The sequence below is a fragment of the Methylotuvimicrobium sp. genome (genome assembly GCF_050611805.1).
Classification (GTDB): domain Bacteria; phylum Pseudomonadota; class Gammaproteobacteria; order Methylococcales; family Methylomonadaceae; genus Methylotuvimicrobium.
This window is the reverse complement of sequence record NZ_JBNGHF010000059.1, coordinates 1-24005: the sequence shown is the minus strand read 5'-3', so window position 1 is coordinate 24005 and position 24005 is coordinate 1. Positions and strand designations below refer to the sequence as shown.

The following is a 24005-nucleotide window of genomic DNA, read 5'->3' as shown; positions in this document are numbered from 1 at the left end:
GGGGGTTCGGTGGCTCGATTGACAGGTGTCGGCGGCAGGGCAGATTTTTGCTCCTCGGCAATTGCTCCTGCATTGCCCTAATACACGCCATCCATGGCGTAATGCAAAATCTGCATTCATGCCATCCTTGGCAATCAGTCGCCGCCGTCAAGCCTACATGGAAGTATTCACCCAGCACCTAAATTCCATAGTCCATTGGCTATGGTTAACTACCGTGGATAATTTAGGTGCTGGGTTCACGGCGTCCTGTCAAGCGAGTCACCGAATCGCCGCAAAGCCTACTACTTGTAGCAGTTATTTTGTGCATATCTCTTACCGTCGACCTTCACAAGGCGCAAGGCAAAAAAAAGAGTTGGAAAATCCTATTTTCCAACTCTCAAAGCACGGAAGCATTAGGGGGAAATTGCTTCCTATCGGCAAGAACTTAATCTGATGGAATGTTCCCCTTCATCAGTTTATATTTTTCGTACGTCAAATTTCGGTATTGGTATATAAAGAAGCCGGGGTGTTCGGCGAATTATTGCTCATGCAAAATCCGAATGTCCGTTCTCCGTGGCAATCCATTTTGGCGAGGGTTCAAGCCTAAGCATGGTCGTTTGACGCGTTCCCCAGTGCCGAAATTTGGCTTGCAAATGGGAGTGTCGCATATATTTAAGTGTCATCGACGGGACCAAGCTTTTATTCCCTGGCTTTAGGCCGCGGGTATGGCGTTTTAACTAAAGCCTTTTTGAATCGGGAGAATTTATAAAACGATTACGGCGACAAATGCCGCGCCGAGCGAGCAACCGGAAATCATTTTGATTTTTTTACTAAACGGCAATACCTTCCAATTTAATGTTGCCTGTTCGCGGGTTTTAAACAACCAATCCGGGAATTCAGCTTTGATGTTGAAATATAATTGTTTTGAATAATGATAGAACCAATAAGCGGCGCCAATAAACAGGCCCCACATGATGTAAAAAACGATAACCTGAGTCGTGTGCCGGCTGGTATGAAAAAGATGCTCGACAATTTCATCCAATGCTAATTCAAGCACTTCAAATAAGCCTATAACAAGCGATTCCAGTAACCAAAAAGCGGTTCCGGGCATAATCAGGATAGCCGCCAATGCGGACATAATAATTGCGATTTTTATATTGGTCGATAATGTCATGTCTGCTTTACCGTAAAAAATTAGTTAATCAAAATACATATCGATTTTTCGGACTGCTTTAAATCTTAAAATTCGAAAATGACTTGAAATTTGTTTTTTTTGGTTCGATGGTATTGTATCGATACTTCCTTTCATCAACCTTTCACGGAAATTGGTGGTCTTCAGGATTGATCCTCGCAAGATACAGTTCATCCCTTTTATCCCTAGCCGGTTTTTCGATCAAAAAAGAGTAAATTGTTTTTGTTGTTGATAGCCATTGGATACAGGTAAATTTGATGGTTGCCCCCCGTCTTCACATTGTTAAAGGCGCTTCATATCTTCAAGTCGAGGCTCTATTGAAAGTATGGGATTAATTAATCTTTGCGCGTCTTAAAAAGTCGGATACTATTTTTGTTTTTATTCAATGGTTTTTGTGCTGGGTGAGTAAGTCGGTTACTTGGTAAGATAGAGCGATATTCATTAGCGGTCGGAGAAATAAAATGAAAGAAGACTTATCCAAAACCGAGCTTTCAATATTAAAAGCTATCGATGCTTGGCATGAGCATATTCGGCCGCTATTTGAAAATGAAAAGGATTGTCCCGACTGTCCGAAACGTTTTATTTATGGCTGTTTTTGTAGCTTCGAACGATTGGTTATCGAGCAATCTTTAGAGGGTTTGATCGAAAAAGGTATTTTATCCCAGGTTCAATGCACTAAGGACTCCACGGAATATTGTTACCGAGTAATGGTTAATGTTAATAACCAATAATGGTAATTGTTTAGAGTTTTAATGGCTGTTAGCAGTGAATAGGCGATCTGCCTTATTCTTCATAAAACTTCGAATTTCAAGATACCGTTGAAAGCTGTTGCGGTCTTAAACCCTGCATTCCAATCCCTCATGCTATTACGGAGCAATCATGGGTCCTCATTATCTCAGTCGATTTTTTACGCCTAAAACCGTTGCCGTCATCGGCGCTTCGGAACGCATTGAAAGTGTCGGTCATCGTATATTGGTCAATATGCAGGAAGCAGGCTTTAAAGGTGGTCTCTATCCAGTCAATAATAAACGGAAGCAAATTTCAGGATTGAAAGCCTACCCCAATATCGATGCGATCCCCGACAAAATTGAGCTGGCCATTATTGCTACGCCCGCAGTGACTGTTCCGGATATTGTAAGGCAGTGCGGGGAGAAAGGCGTGGATTCGGTGGTGATTATTACTGCGGGTTTCGGCGAACTGGGTAGTGAAGGTAGGCGTTTACAACAAGAAGTGTTAGATATTGCCCATCGTTACGCTATCCGCATCGTCGGTCCTAATTGTCTCGGCATTATTCGTCCAAGCGGGCATTTGAATGCGACCTTCGGCAGCGGGATGATCAAAGACGGTAGTCTAGCGCTGCTCTCGCAGTCGGGAGCGGTTTGCACTGCTATTTTGGATTGGGCGCAGTCGCAGGATATCGGCTTTTCAACGGTTGTCTCGATGGGGGGAGCTGCCGATGTCGATTTTGGCGAAGTATTGGATTATTTAGCGCTCGATAGCAAGACGACCGGGATCCTGATGTATGTAGAAGGTATCCGCGATGCACGGCGTTTTTTGAGCGGCTTGAAGGCGGCGGCTCGCCTAAAACCGGTGATTTTGATTAAATCGGGGCGCCATGAAAGCGGCAGTAAGGCGGCAATGTCGCATACCGGCGCGATGGTCGGCGGTGACGATGTATTCGATGCGGCGATCGAGCGGGCCGGCGTAGTGAGGGCTTACAGTATTGCACAGCTTTTTTCGGCGGCGCGGGTACTGGCCAATAATTATGTCGTCAAACAGAACCGTCTGGCGATTATTACTAATGCCGGGGGCCCCGGGGTCATGAGTACCGACCGTGCAGAGGAGGCCGGCGTGGCGATGGCCGGTTTGAGTGCGGGCAGTCTCGATGAATTGAATAAAGTGCTGCCGGTACATTGGTCTCATGCCAACCCGATCGATATACTCGGCGATGCGACGCCGGAACGCTATAAACAAGCTCTGGATATTTGCTTGAAAGACGATAATGTCGATGGTGTGCTCTGTATCTTGACGCCGCAGGCGATGACCAATCCGACACAGGTCGCAGAACTGGTTATTGAAGCGGCCAAAATGACCCGGAAACCGGTGTTGGCTTCCTGGACCGGTGGCAAGCGCGTCGAAGAAGGGCGGGCCTTGTTTGACAATAGCACGGTGGCCCACTTCGGTACGCCCGAAGTCGCTGTCGATGCATTTTCGTTTCTGGCGCAATATACACAAAACCAAATTCTTCTCAAACAGATACCCAGTGCGGAAAACGAGTTGGCGACGCCCGATATCGACGGCGCCCGCCTGATTATCGAGCGGGTATTAGCCGAGAGCCGCGAAGTTCTAACGACTCAGGAATCCAAAGCGATCCTAGCCGCTTTCCGGATTCCGGTTTCACAGACGATTAAAGTTGACAGTCCAAAGGATGCGATGATTGCGGCTGAGACGATGGGTTTTCCGGTCGTCTTGAAAGTCAATATGTTCGAGTTCAGCCATAAATCCGATATTGGCGGCGTTCGGCTGAATATCTCGAGTGCCAAGGATATTTCGCATCATTTTCAGGAAATGGAGAATCTGATCAAGCAAAAATATCCCGAGATCGACAGGGTGATGATGACGGTCGAGCCGATGCATAAGTCTTTCAATGGGCGCGAACTTATGATCGGTGTCATTCGCGATCCGGTTTTCGGGCCTGCGATCAGTTTCGGATTAGGCGGAACGATGGTTGAGATTCTACACGATAAAGCCGTGGGCTTGCCGCCGTTGAACGAATATATGGTCGAGAAAATGATTGCCAAGACCAAGGCGGCTAAGTATCTTCAAGCGTTCCGTCAATTGCCGCCGGTCAACATGAAAGCGTTGGTCAATGCTTTGTTGAATGTGTCGAGCATGGTCAGCGAATTACCGGAAATAGTGGAGCTCGATATCAACCCATTGATTGTCGACGACAGAGGGGTGATAGCAGTCGATGCGCGGATCAAGGCCTGTGTTTCGCATCAGTTGAGTCCCTATAGCCATATGACGATTCATCCCTATCCGCACGAGATGATTCAGCATTACCAATTGCCGAACGGTATGAATATTTGTATTCGCCCGATTCGTCCCGAGGACGCCGAGATGGAGAAGGATTTTGTGCATAAGCTATCGGAGCGTTCGAAATATTTTCGGTTTATGCAGGCCTTGCAAGAGTTAACGCCGGATATGGTGGTTCGTTTTACGCAAATCGATTATGACCGTGAAATGGCGTTTATAGCCGTGACCGAAGAACAAGACGGAAAGCCTAATGAGTTAGGTGTCGGCCGTTACATGGCTAATCCGGATGGGCATTCGGTCGAGTTTGCAGTCGTGGTCTCCGATGAGTGCCATGGTATGGGGATAGGTTCGAGGATCATGAAGACGCTGATGCAAGCTGCAAAATATAAAGGGATATCCTTTTTTGAAGGCGAGGTGCTGGCAATTAACAAACCGATGTTGTCGTTGGTTAAGAAACTCGGCTTTACGATCGAGCCCATTCACGGCGATAGTGAAGTCGTTAGGGTCGTCAAGGATTTAAGGATGTGATAATTAACAGTGGTAGTGAAAGAACCGGCAAGCTCGTCATAAAAATGCATATGTAACCTAGAAAAAAGCATTTCACCATGAAGATCATGAAGCGTAAAAGTTATATTCATCGTAGATCAAAATTCGGCACCGGGGGGGCTGTCGGGCGAGTGATCGCGCGCGCACTTTCATTTTCCGTGGTGATACACTGGATTCATGAACGCTAGCCAAAAGGTTTCCGGCTCAATTGGCTTTTTGTTCTTGTTGAATGACGGCATCATCGACAGAATGTGCTAAAAACCAATTGTTCGCGATACGTTCGTGTAAAAAGGCCAATTTCGTTTGTAATTGATCGAGGATATTGCGTAATTGCAATTGGGTGGTTTGCCGCGTGTCGATCGATAGCACAAAGTCTTTCAGGTCGGCGACATCTTCGGGCAGTTTATCGTGATTAGGCAACTTACCGATGGCATCGGCCATTTCGTAAAGGCAGCAATTAATCGAGCGGGGCAGCGCGCTATCCAATATCAAGTAATTTAACACGTCGTCGCCTTTTATTCGGCTGCGCACATGGCGTCGATACATTAATAGCGCATTCAAGGACTGCAACACATTCATCCACAGCAGGCTTTCATATTGACGCATTTCATTGCTCCGCGATTCCGACAGTAATAACGAACTCAAGTCCAATATCCGGCTAGTCATGTCGGCTCGTTCGATGTTTCTGCCGAGCAAAATGAAATGGTAAGGATGGTCGTGGCTCATATAGCCGGAAAGTAGACCGGTAAAGCGCTGGCAACCTTCGAGGATTTCATTCAAAAATAAAACCCTCATGCGCCGGCTCGACACCGAATCCAGATGTTTTTTAGTATATAGGTAAAGCTCGTTGACTTGTTCCCAAGCTTCGTCGGGCAATAGCTCGCGTGTCGTACGAATATTTTCGCGGGCAAGGCTTAAGCATGAAAAAAGGGAATTTCGATGGCCGGGATCCGTTAATAGGAAGCGTGTAACATTACGCTCTTGAGCCAGTTTGTAATGTTCATGAAAGGCCTCCTGACAACCATTGATATGGATCAATTGTTGCCAGCCCATCTCGACTCCTTTGGGCAGGTCCATTAATAAATTCATGTGTACGCTAACTAGGCGAGCAAGATTTTCGGTGCGTTCCAGATAACGGGCGAGCCAATAGAGGCGTTCGGCGGAGCGTGACAGCATTAGTCGTTCTCCCGGTTGATAATCCATGTATCCTTACTGCCGCCGCCTTGAGAGGAGTTGACGACCAGCGAGCCTTTTTTGAGCGCGACGCGGGTGAGTCCTCCCGCGGTGACAAAGGTTTTTTCGCCTTGCAGTATGAACGGGCGTAAATCGATATGGCGAGGCTCTAAAATATCCTTACATAAAGTCGGCGAAGTCGAAATAGCTAGCGTGGGTTGGGCGATATAATTGCGAGGGTTTTTGAGAATGACCTTTCTAAAGGCCTCGACTTCCTTTGCGGTTGAATGAGGCCCGACCAGCATGCCGTAACCGCCGGATTCGTTAGCAGGTTTGACGACGAGTTCGGCCAGGTGCGCGAGCACATAATCGAGATGTTCGTTGTGACTGCAGAGATAGGTTTCGACATTGGGCAAAATCGGTTCTTCATTCAGGTAATAGCGTATCATTTCCGGCACATAGGCATAGACGACCTTGTCGTCGGCAACGCCGGCTCCCGGTGCATTGGCAAGTGCGACATTACCGGCTTGCCATGCGCGCATTAGGCCAGGTACGCCCAATACCGAGTCTTTGCGGAATACTTCCGGATCAAGAAAATCGTCGTCGATGCGTCGGTAAATCACATCGACTTTTTCCGGTCCTTCGATCGTGCGCATGTAAACGCAATCGTCATCGTCGACCATCAGATCGCAACCTTCGACCAATTGTGCGCCCATTTGTTGCGCCAAATAGGCGTGTTCGAAATAAGCAGAATTATAGATGCCGGGTGTTAATACCGCGATTTGAGGGCGTCCATTTTGATTCGGTGCAATCGACGATAACATTTCAAGTAGTTGTGTCGGATAGTCGTCGATCGGCAGAATATTAATGTCTTGCAATAATTCCGGAAAAACGCGCTTAGTAATGACGCGGTTTTCCAGCATGTAGGAAACACCCGAGGGCACTCTGAGGTTGTCTTCTAAAACATACATCATGCCGTCTCGGTCGCGCACCAAATCGGTGCCGCAAATGTTGGCCCAAACGTTGTGTCTAGGCTTCATTCCGATGCATTCCTTACGAAAGTTTTTAGAGCTGTTGATGATGTCGTCGGGAATCAGGCCTTCCTTGATAAAGGACTGTTTATCATAGACATCGCTGATAAAGTAATTGAGCGCAGATAATCGCTGTTTAAGACCTCGTTCGATGATGTGCCATTCTTTTGCATCGATGATCCTAGGAATGATATCGAAAGGCCAAGCCCTATCGATATTGCCTTCGTCGCTATAGACGGTAAAGGTGATTCCCATTTCCATGATTGCCAGTTCGGCGGCGGTTTTACGTTTGTCGATATCTTCCTTATTGAGCGTATTCAAATACTGGCATAGATTGTAGCTAACCGCTCGTGGTTGAAACTCCGAATGCATCAGTTCGTCGTATGCGTTTTCGGTGTTGTAGTTTTCCCAAATGCTAGACATAAAAATTCGGTTTCTTAAAGGGGGCTAAGAAAAAATAAGCATAAAAAGTGCCAGTTGATTAAAAGAAGAGGTGCTTTCCTGGTATATTTCAGAATTGAATGATAAACAAAGTCCTAGAGAATCAAAGATTGGACATGATCAATAATACACTCTTTACACATGAAGTTTTGGTCCCGATTTAAGGCTTCGCAACAAATAACTATTTTTGGTTTCCACGGTTCTCCGTGGAGCCCCATGCCTTAGCTGCCGTAGTAAGATCGGTATGTATCCCCACGCTGAAGCGGTGGGAACAAGGAAGGTTCCGATCTTTAGTCACATGACAATTTAGCTTAATGGCCGTGACGCAGAGCAGGGATCGATATGTGGCTTGGCTGTCCAAAGTGATGCGCGCCAATTTAATTTTTGTCCATATTGGTGCGCTCAATTCCCGTGCGAGCTAATTCGATCGCTCGAAGTAGAAGTGCAAATTAGTGAACCGGTAAGCAGAATGTTATTGAGCGCATTGCATTCTTGGTTAAGTGTGCATTATGGTTGCGAGTTGGGATATTTTAAGAAAGATTCGGTTTGAATAAGGCGTTTGATGTTGTGATTTTTATCCTTGTTATTCATAAGGTTATTGGGTAGAGTTTTGATGTCGGTATAATTTGGTGTGCGGGTTTTTGCATGAATTCTTTATGGCTTTGATATGTAATGCAAAATGTCAGCATGCTGGTTGTGATAATGGAAATTAGTAAACTATAAAAGAGGAGAAAATTTTATGCGTAACATTAAACTGTTCGATTCGGGTGTGCATAAATTCGTACTATTGAATGAAAGCGAACCCGGCGAGGAGGAGGGGATTCGTTCCAATCAATATCTCGTCGTGCATGGCGATAATGGCGTTTTGCTCGATCCGGGCGGATTCGGAGTGATGCCGAGTGTGCTCACCGAATTGTTGCGCTACATCAAGACCGAACAAATCAAAGCGATTATTTTGTCGCATCAAGATCCCGATATTGTCGGCGGATTGTCTACTTGGTTGGAGTTAACCGATGCTCCCGTATATGTGTCCAGCATCTGGCTCCGCTTTTTGCCGCACTATGGTATTGCCAGCATGGCTCAATTTGTTGGGGTTCCGGATGCGGGAAAGCAGTGCCGCTTTGCTGAAGATTTTGTATTGCAATTGGTTCCCGCGCATTTCTTGCATTCAGAGGGTCAGATCAATGTATACGACCCTATAGCCAAAGTGTTGTTCACCGGCGATATTGGTGCAGCGATGTTGCCTGTCGATGTCGAATATGAATTCGTTGACGACTTTGCCGCGCACTTACCTTACATAGAAGGATTCCACCGCCGCTATATGGTTTCCAACAAAGCCGCGCGCCTTTGGGTCGATGCCGTATCGGCTTTGGATATCGAGATGCTGGCTCCTCAGCATGGGCCGGTTTATCGAGGGCGGGCCGTAGCAGATTTTTTGAATTGGTTTAAAACGCTTCAATGTGGTGTCGATTTAATGACCAGAAGCGGGCATTTCGAGATGGAGAGCCGAAATGCGTCATGATTCTGGTAAAGGAGCGTCTGCTTATCCCGATCATATCGAGGATTTGCGTGTACGCTTGATGAACCAGCTTTTTTCGCTTCTTGAAAGTCAAACGCGAACTCGAAGTTTCGCATCTTCAATCAGTGCTTTGGTGCGTCGTGTCCATGGCGAGATTCTAGAAAATTTTGATCAAGTCCTGGCGCGTATCGACGATCCGGTGACCGTCGCGATGTTCCGTAAAGCGATCACAGATTGTCAAAGCCTTGACATGGCTTTCGAAAAGCTGGTCGATGAAAGGCAGCGGCAATGGCATAAAAACGGAAAATATTTGAAATCGGTAGTCGACGAATTGGGTGATACCACCTCTTATTTAGCTTCGGTGTTGGTGGAAAAGGGGCTGCTCGAGCGGCAGAGCCAAGTACTGGAAAATATTATCTTTTCGCATGAGAAAGTATCGCAATGGAAGGAGTTTGTTCAGGAGATCCTGATCGGTTTTCATGAAATTTTTCCGTTTAATTTTTTCTTTATCGCGTTTGCCGAAGAGCATGGTTTGTCCTTGTATTTTTATTACATGGGTAACTACTCCGATGCGGCAAAACAAGAAGTTCGCGGCCGCCTTGCCAAGGACATGCTAAGTCAACTCGGGTTACCGGACAATGCGCTGCTCGATATCGAAGAGTATGAGATTCCTTGCGAGGTTAATTTAATCGATGTCTGCGATATCAAGATGATTACCGTGCCGGTCCCTGACCAGGCTTACGGTTTAGATGGGCTTTTAGGCATTGCCTATGCCTCGGTTAATACATTAACGGCCCAAGAACAAGCAATCGTTCGTTCTTTGTTGTCGGTAATGGTGATGGTGGTCGGGTCTAGTAAAGTATTGAGCCGAACGCTTTCCGAATTGGAATATTATTCGATACATGATCCTTTGACCGGGATTCATAATCGCCGTTATTTTAACGATATGCTGGAATACGAGGTTGGGCGATCGGAAAGGCATAATCATCAGTTTTCGGTATTGTTGCTCGATCTTGACGATTTTAAGGATATCAACGACTTGTACGGGCATCCATTAGGCGATGAGGTGTTGAAAATAATCGCAGAATCGATTACATCTCATATGCGCAAGGGCGATATTGCAACGCGTATGGGCGGTGATGAATTCGCAATCATTCTGCCGGAAACTTCGCCGGAAGGCGCTAAGGTCGCGGCCGAGTCGATCCGGGCCAATTTGCAAAGCATTGCGTTCAAAACGCCGACAGAAAAGGCTTTCCATATTACGACATCGGTCGGCATCATTAGTTATCCGCGCGACATGCAGACTGTCGAAGATTTAATGTCGGGCGTCGATGTGGCGTTATATAAAGCCAAGGGCTTGGGTAAGAACGAAGTTTGCGAATTCGATGCGGCCGCACATTTGACGCAAATCATGCGCGATAGCCGTTCGTTTGTCGAAGACTTGCGGCTGGCGCTTCGCGAAGAGCGCATCCAACCTTATTTTCAGCCGATTGTCGATTGCAAAACCGGTGAAGTCTTTGCGTATGAGTCGGTTGCTCGTTTGATCGAGACCGACGGCAAAATTACAGCCGCCGGTCAATTCATTGAAACGATCGAAAAATACGGTTTGGGCCGTGAGTTGGACCGAATAATGGTGCGTAAGGTCATCGAGGCCAATAAAGCGATCATGCAGACGCAGGGCCGACCGAAACGTTTGTTCATCAATTTATCGGCTCAGGAAATTCAAGGCCGCGGTATTTTAGGTTATGCGGAGGAGTTATGTGCACAATTGGAGGTGCCGCCGAGCAGTATCGTGTTCGAAATTCTTGAGCGCGACGCAATCGGCGATATTACGCATATGGGGAAATTTCTAACCAATTTACGCAAAAAGGGATTTGCATTTGCTTTGGACGATTTTGGGAGCGGTTATAATTCGTTCCATTATTTGCGCGAATTACGCTTCGAATATGTCAAGATCGACGGCGCTTTCGTGCGCAATATCGTCAATTCCAGGATCGACCGGGCGCTGGTGCGCAATTTGTCGAATTTGTGTCAAGAGCTCGATATTATGACGATCGGCGAGTTTGTTGAGTCCGAGGAAATCTTTGATTTATTGAAAAGCATGGGGATTAATTTCGGCCAAGGATTTCATATCGGTTTGCCGCTCGATAGTTTGCCGGATAATAAAATTTGAAGCCGGGTAGGTGGGTGTTTCGATGAAACGCAGTGGGATAGGGGGGCGAGTCGGCTCTGCCGCTATTCCATTCCGCTTCATCGAAGTTCAAACGGCTGGTTACTTGGTTACTGAGTATTGTCCTTTTCGACGGCTTCGTCCAGGCGCTGCATGATGTCGGGGACTGCGCTGATGACTCGGTTCCAGCTTGGCATGAACGGGGTTTCCATTGGGTTGTCGAGAAAAGAATCGCCGGCGAGCATAATATTACGAGTAAACAATTCGACGGTTTTTTCCTCCTGGTGCCGATCCAACTTCAAGCCGTTGATACAGGCATCGTTGTAGTACGCTTCGATCGCATCGAGCGCGGTTCGGTAATAAGTTGCTTTTAGGGTTCGAAACGTTTCTTTGTTAAAAATCACGCCTTGCGTTGCCAGTTTGCGGTAAATCGCCTTGGCGATGTCGGTGCTCATCCTGGATAATCCGCGGCTGGCATCTTCTTCCGATAGCTCTTGATGCTTGTGATCGTAAGCATCGGCTATTTCCACTTGACAGATATGATTGCTGGAATGATTTCGGTAGATTTCGGACAATACGCCGACTTCCAGTCCCCAATCGCTCGGTATGCGAATTTCCTTGAGACTGTCGACGCGAGTGGCGAACTCGCCGGACAAAGCATAACGAAAGCTGTCCAAATAATTGAGATAATCCATATTGCCGATGACTTTTTTTAGTGCTCTGATCAACGGCGTGACTAATAGACGGCAGACCCGTCCGTTTAGTTTATTATCGGCGACCCGATAATAATAGCCTTTGCAGAATTCATAATTAAAGCTGGGGTTGGCGACAGGATAAAACAGTCGGGCCGGCAGTTCTCTGTTATAGGTTAATATGTCGCAGTCGTGCAACGCGACCGCTTCCGCTTGACGCGAGGCGAGAACATAGCCGTAACAATACCAGACATTGCGCCCTTTACCGGGTTCGATCGGCGCGAGTCCTTCTTCGGCAAGCAAGCGATCGATCGCTTGCAAATTGGGCCCGTCGTTCCAAAGAATTTTATGGGGCTGCGGCAGTTTGCTGAAAAATTCACGAGCATGGTTAAATTCGCTACGGTCGGCACGGTCCAACCCGATGACAATCTGGCTTAAATAAGGAATTTCTCGTATTTGCTCGATAATGTTATTCAGTGCCGGACCTTGTAGTTCCGAGTAGAGCGAAGGCAATACTAACGCCATTGGCCTTTCTTTGGAAAAGGCCAGTAATTCATTCTCCATTTCGGCCAGTCGGTTATGTTGCAGGCGGTGTAAGGTCGTAATTGCACCGTTTTGAAAAAAATCACTCATGGTTGGCTCCTCCGTCGATACGTTTGAAAATAGCCTCCATCGCTTCGCGCCATCCTTCGGGGGCTTGATGTTGAGTATAGATGACTTCAGCATCAGGTTTATTTATTGCAAGAGATGTGCCTGACTTTTTGCGAATGACCGCAGCCAGGTCTGCTTGCTCGAGCATGGCCCTGTCATTTTGGCTATCGCCAAGGGCGATGCTGGTAAAGTGGATGCCATAGTTTCGATGATAGAGCTCAATCAGTTGATGCATGGCCTTGGCCTTATCGGTATTTTGTCCTTGCGCATGAAAAAAACGGCCGCCTTTCAATAGTTTTAGTCCGTTTTTTGCCAGGGCTTGTTCGAAGTGCGCTAATTCAGCATTGCCGCCTTGCCAAAGCAGCGGTTCTGAGCCGGTTCTTTGTTTGGCCATCGCCGCTTTGGTCAAGCCTAAGCCGGTCAGTTTGCTGACGGCTTCGAGGCTGAGCTCGGAAAATCCGGTAAAAGGAAAGTGATGCTCGGCTTTGAGTCTCTGCAAGACGGCTAAGATTTCATCGTAATCGGGGCCTAGGCGAACGGGTGTGAGTGGTGCCGTATATTCGCTAAATAAATTAGCCGGAATATAGATTGCAGCCCCATTTTCGACCACAAAAGGGTCATTATTATGGAGCGCTATTCGGATGTCGAGGATTTCGGGCAGTGTTTTGCTGGAATTTAGGATAAGCGGGATTTTATGGGTTGCGATTCTTGCTAGAACGCCCTCTGATGGTGCGAATGAGTATGAGTAATGACCCAATAAGGTGCCATCAAGATCTGAAAAAATGAGATAAGGATACATAATGGTGCTTGGTTTTCATGGATTTCCGGTCGGAGAGGATGGGGGCATCGGTTAAAAGTCGATTAATATACCCGCCGTAGATCAAAATTCGGCACCGGGGTGTTCGTCAAAGGACGCCGTAAACCCAGTACCTAAATTATCCAAGACAATTAATCATAGCCAATGGGCTATGGAATTAGGTGCTGGGTAAAGGCTTCCATGTTGGTTCTTATTCCCTCACCTAATGGAACTTGCGTCCCGGCGCCTGCTTAGGCGCTGCCGAAATTATATTTACGCCCCAATCCTTAATCCCAATCGGCGGTAATGTCGACCAATAAGATGCGGTCGTTATCTAACCGGATTGCCAGGGTTTTACACAGTTGATCGGTGTTAAAGTCCTTGTATCGCGAAGAGGCGACTGGGCGAGAGGTGGTCTCCGCTTGTTCTAATGCCAGTAGTTGATAAAAATAAGGCCGCCACGACCAATTAAAGCCGATTTGCTTAGGGTCTTCGAACCATTTTCCGAGTTTGAAATTAAAGTTTGATGAAATTTGCGTGCCTTGATTGTCGCATAGATAGAATCGGAGGATGCCGCTTTTTTCGAAAGGTCGCTCCGCGAGTTCATTTAAGTTGAAGTCATTTTGTAGTGCATCTTGCAATTGTGCTATCAAGTTTTTTATTAAGTTAATCCGAGAGATTTTTTTACGTTCGGTCTCAAGTGTTTTCTGTAGAAATTTTTTTCGTAGCGAGGCGATATGGCGACTGTAATTTTCTGTAGGGGCGAAGTCTGGCGTAGCCTCTGAAAATAGAAAGCCCTGCATGAATTGAGCGCCGCAACGTAGACCGAAAAAAAATTCGTCGTCGGTTTCGATGCCTTCGCAAACAATTTTGCAGCCGTTGAGCTTTCCGAGTCTGGATAGTAAATGAACAACATCGCTGGCGATGCCGCCTTTTACGGCCATTTTGAATAAGCGCATGTCCAATTTGATAAAGTCCGGTTTAATGGCCATGACTCTTTCGAGTTGTGAAAACCCGGTGCCGAAGTCGTCGATGGCAACTTTTAAGCCGTTTTTGCGGTAAATTTTCACCGTTTCGGCGAGTTTATGTAGATCGCCTTGGGCTTCGGTGATCTCAATGATAATGCGCTGTTGATTGATCCTTAATTCATCGATCATGCGGAGTGTGGGGATGTCGTGGAAGTTATTGAGTAAATCCAGCCACGCCGCTGAAATATTGATGGCAAGATAACTGTTGCCGGGTAAAAGAGTGAACTTCTCGAGTGCAAGGCGTCTGACGATGCGGTCATATTCGATGCGTTCCGTGTTGGCGATTTCAGGATTGGAAAAAAGCCCTCCGGCTGACACAATTCGGCGGTTTTCGTCGCGGCGTCTGGCCAAGGCTTCGTAGCCGACTATGTTGCCGCTGGCAGCACCGAGAATGGGTTGAAAATAAGGAAATAAAGATTGATTGTAGTCCATGTCCGAATATATGAGGTTTGCAAGAGGGGAGGGTTAGCAAAGCCAATATGAGCAAGCAATAGTTATGCCTTTTTTATTGTAGTGGACGATTTTTTATGTTTGCTGGCAAAGATGCGTGGAAACAGATGAAGTGTTTTGTTGCCGAAATGGTGCGCTTAACGGTGGCGATGGGCAAAAGTGGGGCGGCGGCGGATTGCTACTATAAGCAGGGTTTATTAAAGCAGAGTAGGTGTTTTGTGGGGCAGTTATGGAGTTGCGGTAATTTATTTCAGGTATAAAAAAACCCCCCGCTTTGTGGGCGGAGGGCTTTTTTTACGTTTTTATTCTACGAAAACGTTTTTAGCCGCTTTTCTTCTTTGTTCTGCGGCTTGAACTTGAGCTTCGCTTTGACCGACAGCTTTGCTTTCAAGATGTTCGGTTTCTCTGCCTTTCAGCAAGAATACGCCGATTATTGTGCCAAGAATAAGTGCGCCTATCCACAGCCAAAAAGTATCTTTTTCTTGTGCTTCTGCCATTTTATTATCCTCTTGTTATTTTAGTAGTGTTATTAATCCCCTTCTCCTCAAAGGGGGACTCTATAAAAGTCAGTTATAGAGCTTGTTCGCCGAAATTGAATTTCCACGACGGGACAATTTTTAACATGATCGAAGAAACATGTCAAAAACTATTATTAAAAACTTTTATTTTGGTAAGGGAATCAAAAGCTAGAGATTTAAAGTGCCGGTATATGCGGTATAGGCTTTATGCGCGGCGACGATTGAAAGTGTTATAAAAATAATGCCGCTGAGTCTATGGAGCGTCGATAACGGAATTTTTTTCATTAGTGTTCGGCCGACCAAAACTCCCAGTATCGAAGTCATGGCTAGCGCGATAGTTGAGCCTAGCCAGACGGCGGCGGGAAGGGTGGTGCTGCTTAATCCCGCGACCGCCAATTGTGTTTTATCGCCGAATTCCGCGACGGTAATTAAAAAAAAGGTCGTGAAGAAAATTCCGTGTCCACTTTTTTCTTTGATCACTTCATCGGTGTCTTCTTCCTCGTTAACACGGAGTGCATGTGCTCCGAATAAAGCAAATAAAACGGCCACGGATGCGGCTACGATGTATTCAGGCAGCCATTTTGCGATGGCTGCGCCGAAAATGACCGCCAGAGTATTTAACAGCACAAACGCGGCAATTGCGCCTAAAATAATCGGTAAAGCGCGATGCCGGGCGGCCAAGGTCATGCAGACTAACTGGCTTTTATCGCCGATTTCGGCGGCTGCAATCAGTACGAAAGAGGTCAATGATGCAGTTGAAAACTCGGCAAGGTTATCGGAAAAAAGCAGGCTCAAAATTTGTTGCCACTGTAGATGAATAGGATCCATGGTTTTTTGAAATTAATGGTTTTTAATGTGGGTAGCAGTGAATAGTAAATTAGCCGAGTAAGTTGTCCAAAATCATCATGATGATGAAACCGATCATCAAGGCAAATGTGGCGTGCCTGGACCTGCCTTCGGAATGGGTTTCGGGAATGATTTCCTCACTGATGACGAATAACATTGCGCCGGCGGCGAAGCCCATCGCAATCGGTAAAATCGGCGTGAAAATCGTAACCATCGTGATGCCTAATAATCCGCCGACCGGTTCTACCAGGCCGGTTAAAGTTGCGATACCGACGGCTTTCCATTTGTTATAGCCTAAGCCCACTAAAGGGAGTGCGACGGCGAGGCCTTCCGGAATGTTTTGCAGAGCAATTGCTGTTGCCAGGACGATGCCGTTTTTCATATCGCCCGAGCCGAAACTTACGCCGACCGACATGCCTTCCGGAAAATTATGGATCGTGATTGCAATGATAAAGAGCCAAATTTTATTTATGGAGTTTAGGTGTTGATCGGAAATGCTATCGAAATGAATATGAGGCAGTTTGCGGTCGGCAAAATGGAGAAACAATGCGCCGATCATCATACCTAAAGAGGCCACCCAAAGCCCGTTGCCGGGCCAAATTTGGTTGCCATAGTCGATGCTCGGCACCAGCAGAGAAAAGGCGGTAGCAGCAAGCATTACGCCGGCAGCCGCGCCTAATAGGCTATTAAATAGATTTTTCGATATTTCGGTAAAGAATAGGGCAGGCAGGGCTCCGGCTCCTGTTGCGAGGCCTGCCAGAATGCTTGCCAAGAAGCCGATCACGACGATTTCGCCGAAAATCAGATAGAGGCTACCGAAAACGACAACTTGCGAAGCGGCAAAGAGTCCGGTCCACGTCAGCCGGCGTTGGGCGGGAGGCAATGCCATGATTTTTTGATAGCGGTCGCTCGAAGTGATGGTTTCCCATTGGCGAAAAAAATAATCTTGAATGGTCGTTGAGAATGCGGATTGTGTCATGAGTGCGGCCCGGGTTGAGTGGTTTTGAAAATATCGTAAGAATAGTAGCGTTATTTTAAAGAGTTTACATACAGGAAACGAATAAGATTTTGAGCACGCAGAGCGGGGTGATTTGCAATGGTTGATTTGGGAAATTTTCCTTTTTATTGGGTGCGACTATTTTTTAATTGACCAACCGTCGACAATATGCGGCTAAATTAGTCTAGAGGGGATTATGAAAAAAATAGCTATTGCGATTCTTGGTCTTTCGGGTGCTACGGCGGTACAAGCAGAGCAGGATATCATGGAGCTGGAAAAGGTCGAGGTGGTCGGCGTGTCGCCGATACCAGGCTCCGAAGTGCCGATCGATCAAATACCTTCCCATGTTCAGACTGCGCATGCCGACGATTTGCAAAAAGCTCAAAGCATCTCGTTGGCCGACTATTTGAATCGCTATATGGGCAGCGTACATGTCAACGAAGCGCAAAACAATCCGCTGCAACCGGATATTTATTATCGCGGTTTCGTCGCGTCGCCGTTGTTGGGTTTGCCCCAGGGTTTGTCGACTTATGTCAACGGCGTCAGGTTCAACGAGCCGTTCGGCGATACCGTGAACTGGGATTTGATTCCGGAAGGTGCGATCGAGTCGATGGCCTTGTATCCGTCGAACCCGGTTTACGGTTTGAACAGCTTGGGCGGCGCTATCTCGATCAAGACCAAGACCGGTTTTTCCGCGCCGAAACATGAGCTCGAAGTCTATGGCGGTTCCTGGGACAGGCATTCGGAGGAATTGACCAGCGGTTGGAACAACGGCACGTTCGGCTATTTTATCGATCTGCGTCATTTCGAGGAAGAAGGTTGGCGCGATTTTTCCCCGACCAAGGCCGACCAAGTGTTCGGCACGTTGAGCTGGCGCGGCGATAGGGGCTCGCTCGATTTGACGCTCGGCGCGAACGACAACAAGTTGCTGGGCAACGGTGCGGTGCCCGTACAATTGCTGAAGGAAGACCGAAACGCAATTTTTACTCATCCGGATCGGACTATCACGCGTATGTTCTTCTCGGAGCTCGAAGGGCAATTCGATTTGACCGATAAAGTTGTGATTAGCGGTAATGCCTATTTCAGACAGAATCGGATCAAGACCTTCAATGGCGATGACAGCGATTATGAGGCATGTGAAGACCCGGTCAATGGCGGTTTCCTGTGCGAAGAAGAAGGCGATGAAGAAGAACGTGTCGTCGATATCAATGGCAACGAAGTTCTCGCATCCGACAGCGTCGAAGGTGCGACCAACAATTACAGCCAAACCAACATGCGCAGCCGCGGCGGAACGATACAGACGGCTTTCGGCCAAGACTTGTTCGGCCACAAGAATAACCTGACGGTCGGCGTCAGCTACGATTATTCCGAAGTGCATTTTCAATCGGATACCGAGTTGGGATCGTTGACCGAAACGCGCGGTACAACGCGTAGCGGTATACTGGTCGACGAGTCGAGAGTGCGCTTGAATACCGACACTTCGGCGGTCGGCGTGTTTTTGTCCGACAGTTTTTCGATTACCGACGACCTGACCGCTACGGTTGCGGGACGCTATAACTATATTCATATGAATATGTCGGACGGTTATATCACCGATGCGGAAAAAAACTTGAACGGCTCGCATACGTTCGAGCGGCTCAATCCGTCAGCCGGCCTGACGTACCGCATTTTCGACAATCTGACCGTGTACGGTAGTTACAGCGAATCGGCCAGGGCGCCGACGCCGATGGAACTCAGCTGCGCCGATCCCGAGGCGCCGTGTAAACTACCGAACTCGTTTGTCGCCGATCCGCCGTTGGCGCAAGTCGTTGCGAAAACTTGGGAAGGCGGCTTTCGGGGGGATCTGGACGAATTGCTCGGTAAAGGCGACTTGAAATGGAATCTTGGCTTTTTCCATACCATCAATTCCGATGACATCATTTTTCAGCGCGGCGGCGATAGTATCAGTGAAGGTTTTTTCAGCAATATCGGCAAGACAAGGCGTTACGGCATAGAAGCCGGTACTTCGATCGCTTATCCGCAGCTATTCAGCACGATAGACGATTGGTATTTTTCGGCCAATTACACGTATTTGAACGCACGGTTTTTAAGCGGATTCAGGGTTCAAGATCCGGTTGACGAGGATAACGAGGATGGTGTTTGGGTCGACAAAGGCCGCCGAATTCCGGGGCTCCCGGAGCACATGTTCAAGGCTTCGGTCGGCGTCGATTTGTGGCAAAAATTAATGCTCGGTATTGATGGTGTCTATAGCGGTGCTCGGTATTACCGGGGGGACGAAGCCAATCAACATGCTAAATTAGGCGGTTACTGGTTGTTCAACGGCAGGGCTGAATATAAAATCACCGACAATTTTGCATTATTCGGCCGTATCGATAATATCTTCGATGCTAACTACAACACATTTGGTGTTTACGGCGAAGCCGATGAAGTATTGGGCGACGATTATGAGGATGGTCGTTTCGTCTCTCCGGGGATGCCAAGGGCGGGTTGGATAGGTGTCCGCTTGAGCATGTGATGTTCGATGGTTCTTGTCGACTGTAACAAGACGTGATTTTCCGGCACAGGGATGTGTCAAAACTTTGTTGAGGCGAATGCCGTAACAAAATTTCAGGCAATAAAAAGCCCGCATAAAGCGGGCGTGTTCAGATTGTTATTGTTATTATTTATTTGAACGTTGTTGTCGCCAAGACAACTAAGCAGTTTGCTCGTTTGTTATTGTTATAATTCAAGGCGTTGAAGCCTTGTCCTCCTCATTACCGATTATTTAATCGGGCTCACTCCGTAAGCTGGAAAGAATTTTATATCATTAAAATTAGTGATGTCTATCAAAAAAAACGATTTTAGTTAAAAAATAGTTTCGGGTCGAAAACATATAAGAAAAACAATAGGATATAAACAATTAGTAATTGCTTATTTGGTAAATTGAACGGCAGTGTTTGCCAGCTGTAACTAGCTATTCAGGTTGCATTCAGTTTATTTCTAACCAAGTAAAAGAGTTGGGTTTTATTGGTTGCGTTTACGCTGTTCTTCTTCACGTATAAAAAAAACCAATCGTTCGTTGAGAATTGCCGATAAGTAATAATTGATTCCTGGCGATTTTTGAGCGAGCTTGATTTGTGTGATGGCGGCGTCGGTTTGGCCCATTGCATAATAATACTCAGCCAGATAGCGATGCGATTCGGCCGGTTGCTTCAAGTCGCTGTAGATCTGTGCCAGCAGTTTAAAATAGACGGGTTGCCGTTTTGTATTCGTGTCCAGCATTTGCAAAATTTGTCTGGCTTGTTCGGGTTTGCCGGCTTTCAGCAAAGCGGATAGGGTCTCGAGCTTGATCGCTTGGTTACCGGGGAATTGCTGCGTTGCTGCTTGATAGCGCGCTAAGGCATTTGAAAAGTTTTGTGCTTCCAATGCGCATCGAGCGTAAGCTGTTGCAAACTGAGGTTGCTCGGGATATTCCTGGGTCAATGCCTTGAAAATTCGTTCGGCTTCTTGGAAGTTTCTTGTGTTTAGATGGACAAGGCCCGTTCCGTAACGAGCCACTGCTCGTTGTTGTTGTGTGCCTTGACTAAGTCGTGGTTTGAAATAATTCAAAACCGGTGTGTAATCGTTGGCGCTAAGTACTCTGAGTTTTGCCCGTGTCAACAAATAACCCATTGAATCGGGATATTGCTGGTAGGGATATTTTTCGGCTCGGCCACGGGTGTCGGAGATCCGAGAAGAAGTTACCGGGTGAGTCCTTAAAAATTCGGGAATGCCCCGTCCATAATAACGACTGGATTGTTGCAAACGCTCAAAAAAAATCGGCATGCTACGCGGGTCGAAATTGGATGCCGCAAGCGTTTGCATACCGACCCGGTCGGCTTCCTGTTCGTTATCACGGGTAAAATCGATCTGAAACTGTATGCTGCCAGCTTGAACGGCCATGATCGCCGCTTGAGCGAGTTCCGGTGATTGTGTGCCGATTAAGATTGCCGCCAAAGTCGCCGCTGCGGTCGGTATGGACAGACGGCTGGCGGCTTCGAATGCACGGTAAAGGTGGCGTTGAGTAACGTGAGCGATCTCATGTGCCATCACAGAAGCAAGTTCGCTTTCCGCCTCGGATGTCAAAATCAGTCCCGAATTGATGCCGATATAACCGCCCGGTCCGGCGAAAGCATTGATCGCGTTATCCATGACCACGAAAAAATGAAACGGATTTCCCGGGGTGTCGCTGTTGGCAACCAGTTTCCGACCGATTCCTTCGATATATTGCTGTATTTCAGCATCCTGGCTGATGACGATTTGCGAATGCAGGCTTCGGTAAAATGCCTCGCCTAATTGTTGTTCCTGAGCAGGAGATATCAACGTGCCGGAAGAGTCGCCCATATCCGGTAATTCGATTTTGGTTATATCAGGCGCAAAAGGGCGGTTGCCTTGTAAAAACAAACTTAAAATTAATAATAAGGCCGGTTTTTTAATCATGCGCGATGTGACAAAAAGCTAACTGATTTTGTTCCACATGCGATTTCATCGAAATTATACGTAGATCAAAATTCGGCGCCGGGGCATTAACGGACGCCGTTAGTCTCCCACTTAAATTATGCTGGAATATTAAAAGTAGCGCAAAACACATGGGGTTTAATTGCTGGAGTTAAGCATTCCCGGATATTGATAGCGTACGTTAAATAACACACAAATTCCAGCAATAAGACCGGTTTCAGTTACTTAAGAAAAAAGCTTTGCAACCCCCGCAAACTTTTCGGATCCAAGTATAATGAAATTTTTGCTGGCACAGGTTGAATGGTATGGACAGTAGTATTGCACTAACCGAATCCTATCGCTTTCGTCCCGGGGTTCGTTTTCCACCCGGCGCAACGCCAATGAACGGAGGTATCAACTTTTCGGTTTTCAGTCGTCATGCGAGCCTAGTTGAATTATTGCTTTATAAAGCTGCCGATAGTCCCGAGCCGTTTCAGATTATTTCGCTCGACCGTAAATCTCATCGCGCTTATTTTTATTGGCATGTGTTCGTCGAGGAGCTCCCTTTGGGAACACATTATACCTGGCGGACGGATGGTGCGAATGATACCGCCGAGAGCGGACGCCGCTTCAACATCCGCAAGGAACTGCTTGATCCTTGGGCACGTGCAGTAACCGATGATATGTGGAATCGAAGTCTAGCTTGCGCCACTAATGAAGCTGGTCATCATTCGTTTCGAGCCGTCGTTACCGACTCCCGATTCGATTGGGAGGGTGAGCAGTCCATCGAATGCGGGCTCGAAGGGGCAATTATCTATGAGTTACATGTTGGAGGCTTTACCAAAGATAAATCTTCGAAAACCAGCCATCCGGGTACATTTTCCGCCTTAATCGAAAAAATTCCGTATTTACAGGCTTTGGGTATAACGCATGTAGAATTGTTACCGGTGATGGCATTTGACGAACAGCATGTGCCGCCTGGGGTCCAAGCCAGAGGGCTTAAAAATTACTGGGGTTACAGTACGCATAGTTTTTACAGTCCTCATCCCGGCTTTTGCATAACGCCGGAATTAGGTACGCACGAGGAAGAGTTTAAAACATTGGTCAAAGCCATGCATGCGGCAGGTATTGGGGTCATTCTCGACGTAGTCTTCAATCATACCGCCGAAGGCGATGAAGAGGGGCCGTTAATTAATTTCAAGGGTTTGGCGAACGATATTTTTTATCACCTCGATGCTGACGACCGGAGGCGATATCTGGATTTCAGCGGCTGCGGAAATTCTCTCAATTGTAACCATCCGATGGTGACGGCATTCATTGTTCATTGTCTGGAATACTGGGTTGAGCAGATGCATGTCGACGGATTTCGCTTCGATTTGGCCAGCGTGTTTGCGCGGGGAGACAACGGTGTGCCGATGGATCATCCGCCGTTGCCATGGCGAATCGAGTCGTCCAGGCTGTTATCCGAATTACCTTTGATTGCCGAAGCATGGGATGCCGAAGGGCTCTATCAAGTCGGTGCCTTTCCCGGAATGACCTGGTCGGAATGGAACGGTCGATACCGTGATGTAATTCGCCGCTTCGTCAGGGGCGATCCGGGTTTAATCGGGGCTGTCGCCACCAACATTGCCGGCAGTAGCGATCTCTACGCGGACGGCGATCGTTTGCCGGTGAACAGTATCAATTTTGTGACGTGTCATGACGGTTTTACGTTGCACGATTGGGTAACTTATGAGCATAAGCATAACGAAGCGAATGGCGAGGGGAATCGGGACGGCACCGATGATAACCTGAGTTGGAATTGCGGCGTCGAAGGCGAAACGTTCAACCGAAAAATTAATGAGTTGCGCCGGCAGCAAGCCAAAAATGTGTTGAGTTTGTTGATGTTAAGTCAAGGGGTGCCGATGTTAAACGCCGGTGATGAAGTGCTGCGTACTCAAGGCGGCAATAATAATGCTTGGTGCCAGGATAACGAAATTTCCTGGTTCGATTGGCATCTCGTTGAAAAAAATAGCGATATGCTTCGTTTTGTCAAAGAATTGATTGCCTTGAGGCGCCGTCATGCGAGCCTGAATCGTAGCAGTTTTTTGACCGGCGAGATTATTCCGGCGCGCAATCTTCCGGATATCGTTTGGCATGATGCAGACCTCGGTGAGCCGGCATGGGATGATGAGCAGGTCCGGTTTTTAGCTTTTATGTTGGCGGGTTTAACCGTCGACGAAGAAGACTTATATGTCTTATTAAACATGTCGGATCATAAAATCGCCGCGCAATTACCCCCGGTTTCCGACCGGTTTTGGCATCTTGCTATCGATACCGCGCAAGTGTCGCCTTTGGATGCTGTAGAGAAGTCTGATCAATCCGTTTGGGTAGGTTTGGCTTGTGCTGTCGAGGCTCGGAGTATTATGGTTTTTGAGGCGCGAAGTAAATTGGTGAAAGGTGAAAGGTGAAAGGTGAAAGGTGAAAGGTGAAAGGTGAAAGGTGA

17 protein-coding genes are annotated in these 24005 nt (G+C 47.3%); 7 read left to right on the top strand and 10 right to left on the bottom strand.

Annotation, left to right across the window (positions count from 1 at the left end; all coding sequences use genetic code 11):
* Positions 1 to 742: 742 nt before the first annotated feature.
* Positions 743 to 1153 carry a hypothetical protein gene (locus ACRJJO_RS19260; RefSeq protein WP_404356940.1) on the bottom strand — a complete coding sequence of 137 codons (411 nt, stop codon included), beginning with the start codon at positions 1151 to 1153 and terminating at the stop codon, positions 743 to 745.
* A gap of 479 nt (positions 1154 to 1632) precedes the next feature.
* Between ACRJJO_RS19260 and ACRJJO_RS19255 the strand changes: the two genes are divergently transcribed.
* Together ACRJJO_RS19255 and ACRJJO_RS19250 are read left to right on the top strand one after the other, a co-directional pair.
* A complete protein-coding gene (locus tag ACRJJO_RS19255) occupies positions 1633 to 1902 on the top strand; it encodes a hypothetical protein (protein ID WP_431067227.1) in 270 nt (89 codons plus the stop codon).
* Positions 1903 to 2050: 148 nt separating this feature from the next.
* On the top strand, positions 2051 to 4735 hold the full coding sequence (locus ACRJJO_RS19250; protein ID WP_431067226.1) for a GNAT family N-acetyltransferase: 2685 nt from the start codon (positions 2051 to 2053) through the stop codon (positions 4733 to 4735).
* A gap of 222 nt (positions 4736 to 4957) precedes the next feature.
* Here ACRJJO_RS19250 and ACRJJO_RS19245 read toward each other — a convergent pair whose 3' ends face one another.
* Both ACRJJO_RS19245 and ACRJJO_RS19240 read right to left on the bottom strand, forming a co-directional pair.
* Entirely contained in the window at positions 4958 to 5929 is a 972-nt protein-coding gene (locus tag ACRJJO_RS19245; protein WP_431067225.1) for an alpha-E domain-containing protein, read from the bottom strand.
* Positions 5929 to 7380: a circularly permuted type 2 ATP-grasp protein gene (locus tag ACRJJO_RS19240; protein ID WP_431067224.1), complete on the bottom strand. Its 1452-nt coding sequence runs from the start codon at positions 7378 to 7380 to the stop codon at positions 5929 to 5931. The genes ACRJJO_RS19245 and ACRJJO_RS19240 overlap by 1 nt, the downstream gene beginning before the upstream one ends.
* A gap of 757 nt (positions 7381 to 8137) precedes the next feature.
* Between ACRJJO_RS19240 and ACRJJO_RS19235 the strand changes: the two genes are divergently transcribed.
* Positions 8138 to 8920: an MBL fold metallo-hydrolase gene (locus ACRJJO_RS19235; protein ID WP_404356932.1), complete on the top strand. Its 783-nt coding sequence runs from the start codon at positions 8138 to 8140 to the stop codon at positions 8918 to 8920.
* Positions 8910 to 11090 carry a putative bifunctional diguanylate cyclase/phosphodiesterase gene (locus ACRJJO_RS19230; protein ID WP_431067223.1) on the top strand — a complete coding sequence of 727 codons (2181 nt, stop codon included), beginning with the start codon at positions 8910 to 8912 and terminating at the stop codon, positions 11088 to 11090. Before ACRJJO_RS19235 ends, ACRJJO_RS19230 begins: the two co-directional genes overlap by 11 nt.
* 107 nt (positions 11091 to 11197) lie before the next feature.
* Here the strand turns inward: ACRJJO_RS19230 and ACRJJO_RS19225 are convergent, their stop codons facing one another.
* The 3 genes from ACRJJO_RS19225 to ACRJJO_RS19215 all read right to left on the bottom strand — a co-directional run bounded on the left by ACRJJO_RS19225 (position 11198) and on the right by ACRJJO_RS19215 (position 14686).
* Positions 11198 to 12412 (bottom strand): glycosyl transferase, encoded by a 1215-nt coding sequence (locus tag ACRJJO_RS19225; RefSeq protein WP_431067222.1) that lies wholly within the window; start codon positions 12410 to 12412, stop codon positions 11198 to 11200.
* The gene (locus ACRJJO_RS19220) at positions 12405 to 13229 is read right to left on the bottom strand and encodes an HAD-IIB family hydrolase (RefSeq protein WP_431067221.1); all 825 of its coding nucleotides are present in this window, start codon (positions 13227 to 13229) and stop codon (positions 12405 to 12407) included. The genes ACRJJO_RS19225 and ACRJJO_RS19220 overlap by 8 nt, the downstream gene beginning before the upstream one ends.
* 284 nt (positions 13230 to 13513) lie before the next feature.
* Entirely contained in the window at positions 13514 to 14686 is a 1173-nt protein-coding gene (locus ACRJJO_RS19215; protein WP_431067220.1) for an EAL domain-containing protein, read from the bottom strand.
* 95 nt (positions 14687 to 14781) lie between these two features.
* Here ACRJJO_RS19215 and ACRJJO_RS19210 point away from each other — a divergent pair, with 95 nt between their 5' ends.
* Positions 14782 to 14964, top strand: coding sequence for a hypothetical protein (locus ACRJJO_RS19210; RefSeq protein ID WP_431067219.1), 183 nt, complete (start codon positions 14782 to 14784; stop codon positions 14962 to 14964).
* A gap of 42 nt (positions 14965 to 15006) precedes the next feature.
* On the opposite strand, the gene ACRJJO_RS19205 is transcribed toward ACRJJO_RS19210, so the two are convergent.
* The 3 genes from ACRJJO_RS19205 to ACRJJO_RS19195 form a co-directional block, all read right to left on the bottom strand.
* On the bottom strand, positions 15007 to 15201 hold the full coding sequence (locus ACRJJO_RS19205; RefSeq protein ID WP_125220447.1) for a hypothetical protein: 195 nt from the start codon (positions 15199 to 15201) through the stop codon (positions 15007 to 15009).
* A 189-nt stretch (positions 15202 to 15390) separates the two neighbouring features.
* Positions 15391 to 16050 (bottom strand): TMEM165/GDT1 family protein, encoded by a 660-nt coding sequence (locus ACRJJO_RS19200; protein ID WP_431067218.1) that lies wholly within the window; start codon positions 16048 to 16050, stop codon positions 15391 to 15393.
* Between the two features lie 49 nt (positions 16051 to 16099).
* Positions 16100 to 17047, bottom strand: a complete 948-nt coding sequence (locus tag ACRJJO_RS19195) for a ZIP family metal transporter (RefSeq protein ID WP_431067217.1) — start codon at positions 17045 to 17047, stop codon at positions 16100 to 16102.
* A gap of 214 nt (positions 17048 to 17261) precedes the next feature.
* Between ACRJJO_RS19195 and ACRJJO_RS19190 the strand changes: the two genes are divergently transcribed.
* On the top strand, positions 17262 to 19580 hold the full coding sequence (locus ACRJJO_RS19190; RefSeq protein WP_431067216.1) for a TonB-dependent receptor: 2319 nt from the start codon (positions 17262 to 17264) through the stop codon (positions 19578 to 19580).
* 488 nt (positions 19581 to 20068) lie between these two features.
* Here the strand turns inward: ACRJJO_RS19190 and ACRJJO_RS19185 are convergent, their stop codons facing one another.
* Positions 20069 to 21523 carry a beta-barrel assembly-enhancing protease gene (locus ACRJJO_RS19185; RefSeq protein ID WP_431067215.1) on the bottom strand — a complete coding sequence of 485 codons (1455 nt, stop codon included), beginning with the start codon at positions 21521 to 21523 and terminating at the stop codon, positions 20069 to 20071.
* 323 nt (positions 21524 to 21846) lie between these two features.
* Between ACRJJO_RS19185 and glgX the strand changes: the two genes are divergently transcribed.
* The gene (gene glgX, locus ACRJJO_RS19180) at positions 21847 to 23970 is read left to right on the top strand and encodes a glycogen debranching protein GlgX (protein ID WP_431067214.1); all 2124 of its coding nucleotides are present in this window, start codon (positions 21847 to 21849) and stop codon (positions 23968 to 23970) included.
* The last annotated feature ends 35 nt before the right edge of the window (positions 23971 to 24005 follow it).

What these genes read in the sequence shown, in the direction of transcription:
- ACRJJO_RS19255 (WP_431067227.1), top strand. Translation starts at nt 1,633, where the DNA reads ATGAAAGAAGACTTATCCAAAACCGAGCTTTCAATATTAAAAGCTATC.
- ACRJJO_RS19230 (WP_431067223.1), top strand. Translation starts at nt 8,910, where the DNA reads ATGCGTCATGATTCTGGTAAAGGAGCGTCTGCTTATCCCGATCATATC.
- ACRJJO_RS19195 (WP_431067217.1), bottom strand. Translation starts at nt 17,047, where the DNA reads ATGACACAATCCGCATTCTCAACGACCATTCAAGATTATTTTTTTCGC.
- glgX (WP_431067214.1), top strand. Translation starts at nt 21,847, where the DNA reads ATGGACAGTAGTATTGCACTAACCGAATCCTATCGCTTTCGTCCCGGG.
- ACRJJO_RS19250 (WP_431067226.1), top strand. Translation starts at nt 2,051, where the DNA reads ATGGGTCCTCATTATCTCAGTCGATTTTTTACGCCTAAAACCGTTGCC.
- ACRJJO_RS19205 (WP_125220447.1), bottom strand. Translation starts at nt 15,201, where the DNA reads ATGGCAGAAGCACAAGAAAAAGATACTTTTTGGCTGTGGATAGGCGCA.
- ACRJJO_RS19240 (WP_431067224.1), bottom strand. Translation starts at nt 7,380, where the DNA reads ATGTCTAGCATTTGGGAAAACTACAACACCGAAAACGCATACGACGAA.
- ACRJJO_RS19215 (WP_431067220.1), bottom strand. Translation starts at nt 14,686, where the DNA reads ATGGACTACAATCAATCTTTATTTCCTTATTTTCAACCCATTCTCGGT.
- ACRJJO_RS19200 (WP_431067218.1), bottom strand. Translation starts at nt 16,050, where the DNA reads ATGGATCCTATTCATCTACAGTGGCAACAAATTTTGAGCCTGCTTTTT.
- ACRJJO_RS19245 (WP_431067225.1), bottom strand. Translation starts at nt 5,929, where the DNA reads ATGCTGTCACGCTCCGCCGAACGCCTCTATTGGCTCGCCCGTTATCTG.
- ACRJJO_RS19210 (WP_431067219.1), top strand. Translation starts at nt 14,782, where the DNA reads ATGTTTGCTGGCAAAGATGCGTGGAAACAGATGAAGTGTTTTGTTGCC.
- ACRJJO_RS19185 (WP_431067215.1), bottom strand. Translation starts at nt 21,523, where the DNA reads ATGATTAAAAAACCGGCCTTATTATTAATTTTAAGTTTGTTTTTACAA.
- ACRJJO_RS19260 (WP_404356940.1), bottom strand. Translation starts at nt 1,153, where the DNA reads ATGACATTATCGACCAATATAAAAATCGCAATTATTATGTCCGCATTG.
- ACRJJO_RS19235 (WP_404356932.1), top strand. Translation starts at nt 8,138, where the DNA reads ATGCGTAACATTAAACTGTTCGATTCGGGTGTGCATAAATTCGTACTA.
- ACRJJO_RS19190 (WP_431067216.1), top strand. Translation starts at nt 17,262, where the DNA reads ATGAAAAAAATAGCTATTGCGATTCTTGGTCTTTCGGGTGCTACGGCG.
- ACRJJO_RS19225 (WP_431067222.1), bottom strand. Translation starts at nt 12,412, where the DNA reads ATGAGTGATTTTTTTCAAAACGGTGCAATTACGACCTTACACCGCCTG.
- ACRJJO_RS19220 (WP_431067221.1), bottom strand. Translation starts at nt 13,229, where the DNA reads ATGTATCCTTATCTCATTTTTTCAGATCTTGATGGCACCTTATTGGGT.